Origin of the sequence: Bifidobacterium sp. B4081 (assembly GCF_026537335.1) — a bacterium.
Classification (GTDB): domain Bacteria; phylum Actinomycetota; class Actinomycetes; order Actinomycetales; family Bifidobacteriaceae; genus Bombiscardovia.
In genome coordinates, this window is the sequence record NZ_JAFNMM010000001.1 from 413,977 (window position 1) to 425,054 (window position 11,078).

The following is an 11,078-nucleotide window of genomic DNA, read 5'->3' on the forward strand; positions in this document are numbered from 1 at the left end:
GGACAGAGGGGCAACAGGCTCTCCCGGTCTCAGTCGGACCGGGGCACCCGCACGTTCAGGGCCCGGTGCTCCACGCTGAGCGCAATATGGCGTGTCTCGCCCAGAATGTCGCCGTCCACTTGGGCCAAAGCGGGCTTCTCCAGGCGAATCTCGGCCTTGGATCCTTGCAGCTGGACGATGGTGGAGTTGGTGGATAGGGGGCTCTGGCTGGCTTTGCGGGTGATGGTCTGATGCATGACATCTCCAAAGAGGTTGGCCCAGCCGATCAGGCCAGCTGAGGTGTCGATGATCTCGAAGTCCAGGATACCGTCCTCGTAGGAGGCGGCGGGCATGAGGGAGAATCCTGGAATCTCCCCGCAATTGCCGGCCATGAAAGTGCGGAAGGTCACTGAGGTGTTGGTCTGTGTGACCTGGTCAGGCCGGGTGATGGCGATGTCGGCCGTGTACTTGGGCGCAAACAGATGCTTGGCGCCGCTGATGAAATAAGCTAGCCAACTGACCGTCTTCTTCAGATTAGGATCGGTGTCGTCAATCATCAGAGCGTCGAAGCCGATGCCGGCGATGATCAGGAAGGCATGACCACGGCCCTGCTCTTTATTGTCTCCATCAAGCAAGGCCATGCGGCCCACGTCGACCTGGGTGGACCCGTGCGAGGTGGCCACGGCCAGGGCGGCGTCCAGATCGCCTACGGGAATGCCCATGTTCCTTGCGAAGAGATTCCCTGTCCCGATAGGGATGATGCCCATGACATGATCGCTGGATGCCATGGCGCTGGCTACGGTACGTACAGTCCCGTCCCCGCCCACGGCAACGACTACATTGGCTCCACGCTCCAGTGCTATGCGGGCACAGGCTTTCCCATCTCGATCCAGTTGGGTTTCGATGAAGCTGAATTCGCGGATGCCCTTGTCCCGGCAGTATTGCTGGATGCGCTCGCGGGCGGCGACGGCCTGGGGTTTGGAGGGATTGATGACGAAAGCATAGCTGAGTTGGTCGTCGTCCCGGGCCAGTATCTGCATGGCGAACTTATGCCGTCTTTGGGCGCGGACGATCAGCACCACTGCGGTGACTACAATAGCCGCCACCGCCAGGATGCCGAAAATGACGACCGCTGGAATTGGCATGACTCCATTGTGCGCGCGGTGTCGACCCGATGTCCTCGGGTGTGTCCGACGTGAACGAACCCTCTACAGCAATCACGCTGACGGTATGAGCCGATTGAATTATGAAAAACGCAAAGTTATGATTGCACACGGTCCATGTGGTCCCCTCGGTCTGGAGTTGCAACGGCTTCGTGCGCTGGAAGTCCGGGAAAGCCAGGGGGTATGGGGAGAGGAGGCAGGCATGGATAAGTACAAGAGCGTTTTTGACATTATAGGCCCCATCATGATTGGACCTTCCAGCTCGCATACAGCAGGGGCAGTGGCAATTGGCCGGGTTGGACACATCCTTGCTGGGGGTGTTCCAAGCCGTGCCGATATTCATTATTATGATTCTTTCGCTCGCACGCACAGCGGTCACGGTACCGACTATGCCATTATCAGTGGTCTGCTGGGTTTTGCCCCGGATGACCCTCGGGTGCCTGATGCCATTGGCATCGCCCGCAGGCAGGGTATGGATATGACCTTCCACGAGGAGGACGAGCACAGTCCCATCGACCACCCGAACACCGCCGTTCTGGACTTGCGGGGCCCAGCCGGTCGGATAATCTACTCAGCTTGTTCCATCGGGGGTGGGACCATTGAAGTGCAGCGTATCAACTTGGACGGCTGCCTGATCACTACTCCTGGGCTTCTGCCCATCCTGCTAGTGGAACTGGATGAATCCGAAAAGGGCGCCGGTCGGCGATTGGAGCGCATACGTGATCTGCTTCGGGAAGAGGGCGTGACCAAGCAGACCAGGTATGAGCCCGAGGGTCCGGCCGGCATGGCGGTTTACGAGTTCGATTTGGACAATCCGCTGTCCGCGCAGCAGCAGAAGCAGATCGCGGGTCACTCGTCCAGGATGATTTATATCGACTAGGAGGCATGGCGCATGTTCACTTCGATTGCTGAACTCGTGAGTATGGCCGAAGAGCACGGCTCGTCGATATCTGAAGTGGCCATCGATGAGGAGGTGCGGCGTTCGCACCAGGCCCGTCAGCAGATCTGGGCAAGAATGGCCAGGAATCTGAAGGTCATGCAGGCTGCCGTGGCCAGAGGGTCCCAGGGTGATGGCGTGTTTTCCAAGACTGGGCTGAGCGGTGGCCAGGCGGCTCTGCTGGAGCATTACCGGAAAACACGAACCAGCCTGAGCGGCGATGCCATCCTGCAGGCTGTCGAGGCCGCCATGGCTACCAATGAGGTCAACGCGGCCATGGGCATCATCTGCGCGACGCCTACGGCCGGTTCCTCGGGCACTCTGCCCGGAGTGCTCACCGTGCTCAAGAATCAACTGGGGATGGATGACGATGGGCTGATCCGCTGCCTGTTCACTGCAGGAGCTTTCGGATTGGTCACGGCCAACAAGGCGATGATCTCTGGAGCTACAGGCGGCTGCCAGGCTGAGGTGGGCAGCGCATCCGGAATGGCTGCCGCTGCTGCGGTTGAGGGTGCAGGAGGCGACCCTGATGCCAGTGCCCAGGCCTTCGCCATAGCCATGAGCAATCTGCTGGGACTTGTCTGCGATCCTGTGGCCGGTCTGGTGGAAGTGCCTTGCGTAAACCGCAACGCCATCGGCACTGCCAATGCTTTGATCGCTGCTGATATCGCCTTATCGGGTGGTGTCAGCAGGATCCCGCCTGACGAGGTCATCGCAGCTATGAAGTCTATCGGCGAGAGCATGCCCTCATCATTGAAGGAGACCGGCATCGGCGGCTTGGCGGGCACCCCTACCGGCAAACGCTTCCGCAAGACTGTATTCGGCAAGTGATGCGTGGCAGACGCATATAAGGGAGGGATGGTTCCCGTCTGTATTTCCGTCATGGCTGCCTTGGTTGGCGGCGGCCGGACCGGCTGCAGCAGGGGCCATGTGGCTCGGAAAGAGTTGTGCGGGGTCGGTTTTCGTGTCCCCTGAAAGTCATACAATTCAGATATGTTAGATATCAGGTTCATTCAGGAGCATCCGGATGTTGTCCGTGAATCACAGCGTAAACGCGGCGAATCGGTGGAACTCGTCGACGAGGTGCTGAAGGCGGACAGCGAGCGCAGGGCTGCACTCCAGGATTACGAGAGATGCAGGGCTGAGCAGAAGTCGCTCGGCAAGCGCATGGGTTCGGCGTCTCCTGATGAGAAAGCCGACCTTCTGGCCGGGACCAAGAGCCTGTCCGAGAAGGTGAACACCTGCAAGGCAGCCTCCGACGAAGCCAACGCCAGGTACGCCGATTTGATGTGGAAGTTCAGCAACGTAGTGGAGCCTGAGGCGCCCGAGGGTGGCGAGGACGATTACGTGGTGGTCAAGAAGGTCGGCACCCCGCGCGACTTCGCCAAGGAGGGTTTCGAACCCAGGAACCACCTGGAACTGGGCGTAGGCGTGGCTGGCATCGACATGCGCAGGGGCGTCAAGATTTCCGGTTCCCGCTTCTACTTCTTGCGCGGTGATGTGGCCCGGCTGGAGATTGCCATGCTGACCATGGCCGTGGACCAGGCCATGGAGCATGGGTTCATTCCCACCATTACGCCCACCTTGGTCCGCCCTGAAGTCATGGCAGGCACCGGCTTCCTGAATGCCCATGCTGACGAGATCTACCGTCTGCGCGAGCCTGACGACCAGTATCTGGTAGGCACCTCTGAAGTCTCCTTGGCAGGCATGCATGAGGATGAGATCCTGGATCTGAGCAAGGGCCCGCTGCGCTACTGCGGCTGGTCCAGCTGCTACCGGCGCGAGGCTGGTTCCGCCGGCAAGGACACCATGGGCATCATCCGCGTCCACCAGTTCGACAAGGTGGAGATGTTCGTTTACTGCAAGCAGGAGGACTCCCGCGACCAGCACAAGCAGCTGCTGGCCATGGAGCAGGAGATGCTGGCCAAGGTGGACGTGCCCTACAGGATCATCGACACTGCCGCAGGAGACCTTGGATCCTCGGCAGCCCGCAAGTTCGATTGCGAGGCCTGGGTCCCCACCCAGGGTAGGTATCGTGAGCTGACATCAACCTCCAACTGCACCGAGTTCCAGGCCCGTCGCCTCAATGAGCGTGAGCGGCTGGAGGACGGTTCCACCCGTCCTGTCAGCACGCTCAATGGGACCCTGGCCACCACCCGGTGGCTGGTCGCCATCCTGGAGAACCACCAGAACGCCGACGGCTCCATCGTCGTGCCTGAGGCCATGCGCTCCTATGTGGGCGGCAAGGAGGTCATTGAGCCCAGGGCCTGGGAGGGGTGAGTCGTTGTGTCAGGATTCGCCGACATTCCGGCGGTGGTCTGATGGAGTCTGATGCCGTATGATAAATGGCGTGCCTAATCGGCACGCCTAATGGACAGGTGTCTGAGCGGTCGAAAGAGACGGTCTTGAAAACCGTTGTGGCGCAAGTCACCGCGGGTTCGAATCCCGCCCTGTCCGCCTGATAAGTGCCCTGAGAGTGATCTCGGGGCATTCTCGCATCCATGGCTGCGATTCGTCATGGCATCAGGGCAGAAGCATGGGCATGGTGACGGTCCGGACTGGACTTTGGCGTCTACAATGATAAAAGGGCCCGTGATCAGTCATGGGAACCGACTGTTGTGCGTCGTCTTTGCGAGGAAAGGCCAGGCTGTGCATCTATTCATCGCCATCGTTTCGCTGCTCGGAGATTGGTTGCTTTTCAGCTTCCCACTTTTCCAAGGACTGATGGAGCTGCAGGAATATCAGGAGCTTTTGGATGGCTTCGACCAGATCAGCAAGAATTGGAGCAAAATCTCGCCCTGGTGGTGGCTGGTCCCCAGTGTCAAGATCAAGCAGGAGCGTCAACGCGGGTATGAAATTCTTCGCCAGGCTACCAGAACCAGGTCCGAGCGTCGACGCGCCCTGAGCTTCCTTGATCAGGCGACCGCCTGGTACTACGTGTCAGTTGCAGGCTGGCTGAAGATGATCTCATCTGCTTATGAACTGCTTGAAACCGTTGACATAGAAAAGAACATTTGGTTACTGATCCTCCTGGTTGTTGCGCTGACCGCCGGCGGTCTGTTCAACGCCTATTACCGCATCAACCGGAAGCGCATCGGACGGAAGGAAAAGGAGCTGAAGCCTGATTCGGAGGTGATCGATGAATGACACGGCGTCTGCGAAAACGGGAGGCCGCGGATCATGGTCAGCCCCCGAACCCGGCGTTGCTCATCTGAATGAAAAGCTTGTGCCAGCGGACGTGCGAACCCTTCTGGATGATTCAGGGGCGAGTTGGCGCCTTGCTCAGCATCCCCCTTTGGACACCATCGGCCAGGGCTTGGCTCTGGGCATTGCCGACATACTGGGACTGTCTGCCGATAACCTGTCCAAGTTCCTGTTGCTGGAGGATGCCGGAGGGCTGCTGATGCTCATGGTGGCCAGGGGCATAAGGCGTCCTGATCTGCGGCAGGTGCGGGAACTTGTCGGATGCCGGAGGCTGCACATGGCCTCGGCTGCCACCTTGCGCAAATGTCTGGATACAATGCCGGGCCGTGTCTCGCTGCTGGATCTTGTGGGTCATCAAGGCCAGGTGGACACCGTCGTCCTGGACGGTGATCTGACGGCGACTGATGAACAGACCGCGTTGCCGCTGGGCTCTGATGATGTGTCTATCTGCCTGCCTGGCTCCTGCCTGCCGGACCTTGCCCGCAAGCTGGTCTCTCGGGTGTTCATACTCCCCATGAATGATGTCGTCGACTGAAATCATCCTCGGGTCTCCGCCCCGGAGGAAGCTGGAAGCTGTCGCGCACGCGGGAAGGAAGGGAGCAAGCCGGTGAGGCGGAATCTGCCTTGGAGAAGGAAGTCGGCAGATAATGAGGATCAGGATTGTCGTCACCGACCGATGCGGGTGACCAGACCAGGTCGGGCAGGCCGGTGGCTTGTGGCGTTCAGGGCGGCCTGTTGCGGACTGTTGGTGGGAGTGCTGGTGGTGCTCTACCGGCAGGGCATCGGCTATGGCACCAGGTTCGCTCGATGGGCCTACGCGCAGATGCGTGACCAGCCTCTGATGATTCCTCCATGGCTGCTGGCCGTCCTGGCGGTAGGTCTTGCCCTGGCCTGGATGGTCGGTCGGGTTCCCATGGCCTCCGGCTCCGGCATTCCGCAGGTGGAGGGGGTGGTCATCCACGGCATGCGCATGCCCGCCCTGCCTGTGCTGGGCGTACGATTCCTGGGTGGTCTGGCCTGCGGCATGTTCGGCCTGTCGCTGGGACGCGAGGGCCCCTCGGTGCAGATCGGGGCGGCTGGTTCCCAGCTGGTTTCCCGAGGATTGCGCCGAGATCGTGTGGAGGAGACCTGCCTGGTGACCTCTGGTGCGGCTGCCGGTCTGTCTGCAGCATTCAACGCGCCGCTGTCGGGGATGGTCTTCGCTCTGGAGGAGATCCACCGGTCCTTCTCTCCCATGATCCTTCTGTCGGCGGCCATGGCCTGCCTGAGCGCCGATTTTATCGCCAAGAACCGCTTCGGCCTGCGTCCTGTCCTGGACTTCACTGCGTTGCCCCAGCTGACCATCGCCCAGTATCTGCTGATGATTCCCCTGGGGCTGATGGCCGGCCTGGTGGGGGTTGCCATGAACCGCCTGCTGTTGGTTGCGCAGAGCCTATACAGCCATCTGCCCTCAAAGCTGGGACCGGTGATCTCCCTCTTCCTTGCCCTTCCGGTCGGATTGCTGCTGCCTGCTGTTCTGGGTGGTGGCGAGGACTTGATCGGCAAGGCGGAAGGCGTTCGTGAGGTGGCCTGGTCGGTGGCCATCAACCTGCTGGTTCTGCTTCTGGTCAAGATGCTCTTTACAGCCACTTCCTTCGGCAGCGGCGTCCCTGGCGGCATCTTCATGCCCATCCTGGCAGTCGGTACGCTGGCTGGATCCCTATGCGGGATGGGCGCGGCAGCCTTGGGAATGCCTGTCCGGATCATTCCGGTCTGTGCGGTCTGCGCCATGGCAGGCACTCTGACGGCCTCGGTCAAAGCCCCAATAACCTCCATCCTGCTGACAGTGGAGATGTCCGGCTCTCTGGTCCATATGCTCCCCGTGGCTCTGTGCGCCTTCACAGCCCTGATGGTGTCTGATCTGCTGGGTGTCCAGCCTATTTACGAGGCTCTGTTGGAGCGTTACCGCCGAGGGCATGCTCCCGATGCCCAGGTCCCTGACAGGATCACCGTGGAGTTTCCCATAGAGTATGGCAGTCCGGCGGCTGGTCGTCTGCTGGGGCAGGTCCCCTGGCCGAACGGATGCGCCGTCGTCGGTCTGCGCAGGGGCGAGCATAGGCTGATTCCTGCAGGTGATCTGCGGCTGCTTGCTGGGGATGACGTCATCCTGCTCTGTCCGGGCGATCGACTGGATCAGGCCCGCCAGGTCATGGAAGGCCTCTGTCGCTGAGCGGTCTTCTCCCTAAAGAATGGTCAGGCATCGCCCGCGGATTGCCACGGCCTGGGTGTTGATGATGGCCACCATAGGTTGATCGTCGCAGTAGCGATTCAGAATGCGACCGGTCACGTCGGCGAAAGGCTCGGAATCCAGGTGGGGGAGGAGGCGGAAGTCCACCAGCCCCAAGCCGGCCGTGGAGTCCAGATCCGGGGCGGCCGAGCGTGGATCCATGGCATCCAGATAGCCGATATCGGGACCGGCCACGACCGCGCCGGCCGATTCGCCGATGTAGGGCTTGCCCTGATCCACCTGTTGCCTGATCAGGTCAGCAGCTCCCGAGCGACGCAGCTCCTGCAGCAGGAAGAAGGTGTTGCCGCCCGACAGGTAGATGAGATCATCCTCCTCCAGGCTCCGGCGTATGGCCTCAGGATCGGCGGTCGAGACTTCTAGATCGTCGATCCGGCATCCCATGTCGGTGAACGCCTTGCGAGCTTCCTGGACATAACCATCCGAACGCTGTGGAAGGTTGGCCGTTGGGATGAAGGCCACCGTATGGTTCTTGGGGGAACTCTCGAGGAATGTGGGCAACCTGTCAGCGGTAGCGGGGAACGAGGATGTGAGCAGCAGCCGACGCATGACGGCTCCTTTCGTAGCAGGCGGGACTTCCGCCCTGGACAGGTGGCAAAGCGTGAAATCCGATTATTGCTGAACCCAATATATCCATGCAATGGCCTCCGCTGAGTGATTGACAACATGTCGACTGGAATCTGCCCTAGGCCCTGTAGGTCCAGATGTCTACTCTGGGGACATGGCAAGGCAGCATCAGGAATTCCAGCAGGGATCTGGTCAAGGCGTATCGGGCGACCTGCCAGGTGAGGATACATCCAGCGATGACCGCTTCGATCCAGCGGCCCCAGGCGGGAGCATCCTCTTCGCATTGCCCGGGACCTTAGTGGATTGGGATCCGCGTCGGGCCCTGGTCGGGCAGTACCCTGACAGTGTGATTGATATGGTGCTGGACCCGAAGGACCCTTGGGGCTTCGCCTGTGTCAGCAGACAGATCAATCTGGGCGTGGACCCGCAGCAAGCACTGGCCGACTATGAAACCACTCACGGGCCTGCAGTCGCCTGGGTGGTTCGCGCCTGTCTGGAAAACTACGCCCTGGCAGTGAAGGGCCTGCTTCCCGGAGCGTCGGAGCTGCTGGAGGATCTGCGGCGAGCTGGCCTGGCCCTTTGGGGCCTGGCGGCATCCACTGGTCAGCTGATCGAGTCGGTATCCGAGCTGCTTTCACCGCTCTCTGCCTTGAAAGGTGTCCTGATCTCATCCCAGGAGCATCTGGACCTCTCCGATTCGCTCCTCTATCGTCTAGCCCTGGGCCGTTTCGCCATCAGCCCGGGGCATACGATCTTCGTTGATGCAGACCCTGTGCATGTTGCTGTGGCTGAACGGCTGGGCATGGAAGGGATTGTTGCCCGTGACATCAGCAGTCTGCGTCAGCTTCTTCGCCAGCACGGCGTGGCCTGTTGAGCGGACTTTCAGACGATACGGCGGTCTGCAGCCCAGCGGGTCAGTTCGGTTCGGTTGGATAGCTGGAGTTTGCGCAGGACGTTGGAGACGTGGGTTTCAACCGTCTTGATGGAGATGAAAAGCTCTGAAGCCACCTCGCGGTAGGTGTAGCCCCGGGCGATAAGACGCATGACCTCCTGCTCGCGCGCGGAGAGCCGGTCCAGTTCGTCGTCTTCTGCCAGGCCGGTATCTGCGGCCTCGTCCTCCTGGAAGGCGGAGAGCACGAATCCAGCCAGCTTGGGCGAGAAGACGGCGTATCCTTCGTGCACCTGGCGGATTGAAGAAACCAGATCCTTGGCGGAGATTGTCTTGGTCACGTAACCACGGGCTCCGGCGCGGATGACCGATCCGACGTCCCTGGGTGAGTCGGATACGGAAAGTGCCAGAAAGACCGACTGCGGGGAGAGGGGGTGGGAGCGGCTTAAGATTTCGGCGCCTCCGCCGCCCTGGCCACCGGGCACATGCACATCCAGCAGAACCACATCGGGGCGGGTCTGCCTGACCATGAGGATGGAGGATTCCACGTCTGCCGCCTGACCCACGATGTGAAAATGCGGCTGCAGGGTGGTGATGACGCCGGTACGGAACATCTCATGGTCGTCGACGACGGCTACGCGAATGTTTGCGGACCCATCCTCGGCTTGATGGGGCTCTGCTGCAGTCGTGGTCATGGGCGTGGTTCAGCCCGCCTTTCCCGACGCGGGTCCTCAAGTACGGGTGGGATCGGACCGGCATGCGTCTGTGAATGAATGGTTCACCATGCATCCTATCATTGCTCGGCATCAGTCCCTTTTTCAGCTCGACCAACCTTGCCCTCCTGGTGCTGGCTGGCTTCGGACAGCGGCATGTGCATCCTGACCTCGGTGCCCCAACCAGGACGGGAGACGATCTCGACCCTGCCGCCCCGCCGACGAATCCGGCCGATGATGGACTCTCGGATTCCCAGGCGATCAGCTGGAATCGCATCCATATCAAAGCCCGAACCGTGGTCGCGCACGTAGACTTCGACCTGATTCCTGCGCGCCTCGCAATACACGGAGATGGGTTCACCACCGTGGGTCACGGCATTGACCAGGGCCTGCCGGGCCGCGTTAAGCAGGGCATCGGTCTGGGCGCAGGGCATGGCATCGCCCACGGTGACCACCTCGATCGGCTTGCCGGATTCGTCCTCCACCTGCGCGGCTATCTGGCTCAGCCCTGTGCTGACTGACCGATCCGAGGGAGTGCGTTCCTGATAGAGCCAGTTGCGCAGATCGCGCTCCTGGGATCGAGCCAGGGTGAAGACGGTATGCGGGTCGTCGGCATGCAGCTGAATCAGGGCCAGGGTCTGCAGAACGCCATCGTGCAGGTGGGCTGCCATATCGGCCCGCTCCTCCTCGCGCTCCTTCATGGCGCGTTCGTCGCCCAGCTGACTGAGGATTGAGCCGATCCAGGGCACGACCACTGCGGTCACGCCCACAAGAAGCAGGCCGGCCAGGACTATCAGGGTCAGAGCCCAAGACAATTCCTGTGTGGATAGCAGGAAGATCACTGCTGCCGACAGGATCAGAGCCAGGCTGCCGATCAGGGCCGACAAGTGGTAGCCGGCTCCTTGGTTTTCCGGCCTCAGCCAGGCCAGGACCAGTCCGGCACAGAAAAGCAAGCAGGGGACGACCAAGGCGGGACGCATGCCGCTCTTGAGCAGAATGACCGCAGACAGGAGGAGGATGATGCCCAGGCCTGCCAACAATCTGGTTATCCGCCCAGGGGTGATGCTGCGATTCTCCTTTTGACCTGACTGTTCAGTCAGGATGCTGGGCGCCAGCGGGGCCGACCGCGGGTCATTCGACTGGATTGCTTGGGTGGGATCGCCCTGGGGCAGCGTCAGCCAAAGAAAGCAGTAAACCACGCAGGTGATCATTTTGGGAGCCAGGAGCACCATGAGCAGGCGGATCCAGAAGACGGGAATACCCAGGTGCAGGCTGATGCCCTTGCAGACTCCGCATAGAATCCTGCCCTTATGCGGCCTCATCAGGGGCATGCGTGCAGGGT

General features: G+C 60.9%; 11 protein-coding genes and 1 tRNA gene. 8 read left to right on the top strand and 4 right to left on the bottom strand.

What is annotated here, in order from left to right:
* Positions 1 to 29 precede the first annotated feature (29 nt).
* A complete protein-coding gene (locus J3T92_RS01760) occupies positions 30 to 1,124 on the bottom strand; it encodes a diacylglycerol/lipid kinase family protein (RefSeq protein WP_267399419.1) in 1,095 nt (364 codons plus the stop codon).
* A gap of 220 nt (positions 1,125 to 1,344) precedes the next feature.
* Between J3T92_RS01760 and J3T92_RS01765 the strand changes: the two genes are divergently transcribed.
* The 7 genes from J3T92_RS01765 (at position 1,345) to J3T92_RS01795 (ending at position 7,492) form a co-directional block, all read left to right on the top strand.
* A complete protein-coding gene (locus J3T92_RS01765) occupies positions 1,345 to 2,022 on the top strand; it encodes a serine dehydratase beta chain (protein ID WP_267399420.1) in 678 nt (225 codons plus the stop codon).
* A 12-nt stretch (positions 2,023 to 2,034) separates the two neighbouring features.
* The gene (gene sdaAA / locus J3T92_RS01770; protein WP_267399422.1) at positions 2,035 to 2,910 is read left to right on the top strand and encodes an L-serine ammonia-lyase, iron-sulfur-dependent, subunit alpha; all 876 of its coding nucleotides are present in this window, start codon (positions 2,035 to 2,037) and stop codon (positions 2,908 to 2,910) included.
* 162 nt (positions 2,911 to 3,072) lie between these two features.
* Entirely contained in the window at positions 3,073 to 4,359 is a 1,287-nt protein-coding gene (gene serS / locus J3T92_RS01775; RefSeq protein ID WP_267399423.1) for a serine--tRNA ligase, read from the top strand.
* A gap of 92 nt (positions 4,360 to 4,451) precedes the next feature.
* Positions 4,452 to 4,536: transfer RNA gene (locus J3T92_RS01780), tRNA-Ser, on the top strand.
* A gap of 267 nt (positions 4,537 to 4,803) precedes the next feature.
* Positions 4,804 to 5,226 carry a hypothetical protein gene (locus tag J3T92_RS01785; protein WP_267399424.1) on the top strand — a complete coding sequence of 141 codons (423 nt, stop codon included), beginning with the start codon at positions 4,804 to 4,806 and terminating at the stop codon, positions 5,224 to 5,226.
* A gap of 148 nt (positions 5,227 to 5,374) precedes the next feature.
* Positions 5,375 to 5,818: a YbaK/EbsC family protein gene (locus J3T92_RS01790; RefSeq protein WP_267399425.1), complete on the top strand. Its 444-nt coding sequence runs from the start codon at positions 5,375 to 5,377 to the stop codon at positions 5,816 to 5,818.
* 141 nt (positions 5,819 to 5,959) lie between these two features.
* Positions 5,960 to 7,492: a ClC family H(+)/Cl(-) exchange transporter gene (locus J3T92_RS01795; RefSeq protein WP_416378896.1), complete on the top strand. Its 1,533-nt coding sequence runs from the start codon at positions 5,960 to 5,962 to the stop codon at positions 7,490 to 7,492.
* A gap of 12 nt (positions 7,493 to 7,504) precedes the next feature.
* Here the strand turns inward: J3T92_RS01795 and J3T92_RS01800 are convergent, their stop codons facing one another.
* A complete protein-coding gene (locus tag J3T92_RS01800; protein WP_267399427.1) occupies positions 7,505 to 8,116 on the bottom strand; it encodes a Type 1 glutamine amidotransferase-like domain-containing protein in 612 nt (203 codons plus the stop codon).
* A gap of 172 nt (positions 8,117 to 8,288) precedes the next feature.
* Here J3T92_RS01800 and J3T92_RS01805 point away from each other — a divergent pair, with 172 nt between their 5' ends.
* Positions 8,289 to 9,008, top strand: a complete 720-nt coding sequence (locus J3T92_RS01805; RefSeq protein ID WP_267399428.1) for a hypothetical protein — start codon at positions 8,289 to 8,291, stop codon at positions 9,006 to 9,008.
* An 8-nt stretch (positions 9,009 to 9,016) separates the two neighbouring features.
* Here J3T92_RS01805 and J3T92_RS01810 read toward each other — a convergent pair whose 3' ends face one another.
* Positions 9,017 to 9,718 carry a LuxR C-terminal-related transcriptional regulator gene (locus J3T92_RS01810; protein WP_220236221.1) on the bottom strand — a complete coding sequence of 234 codons (702 nt, stop codon included), beginning with the start codon at positions 9,716 to 9,718 and terminating at the stop codon, positions 9,017 to 9,019.
* A gap of 98 nt (positions 9,719 to 9,816) precedes the next feature.
* On the bottom strand, positions 9,817 to 11,067 hold the full coding sequence (locus J3T92_RS01815; protein ID WP_258561470.1) for an ATP-binding protein: 1,251 nt from the start codon (positions 11,065 to 11,067) through the stop codon (positions 9,817 to 9,819).
* Positions 11,068 to 11,078 lie beyond the last annotated feature (11 nt).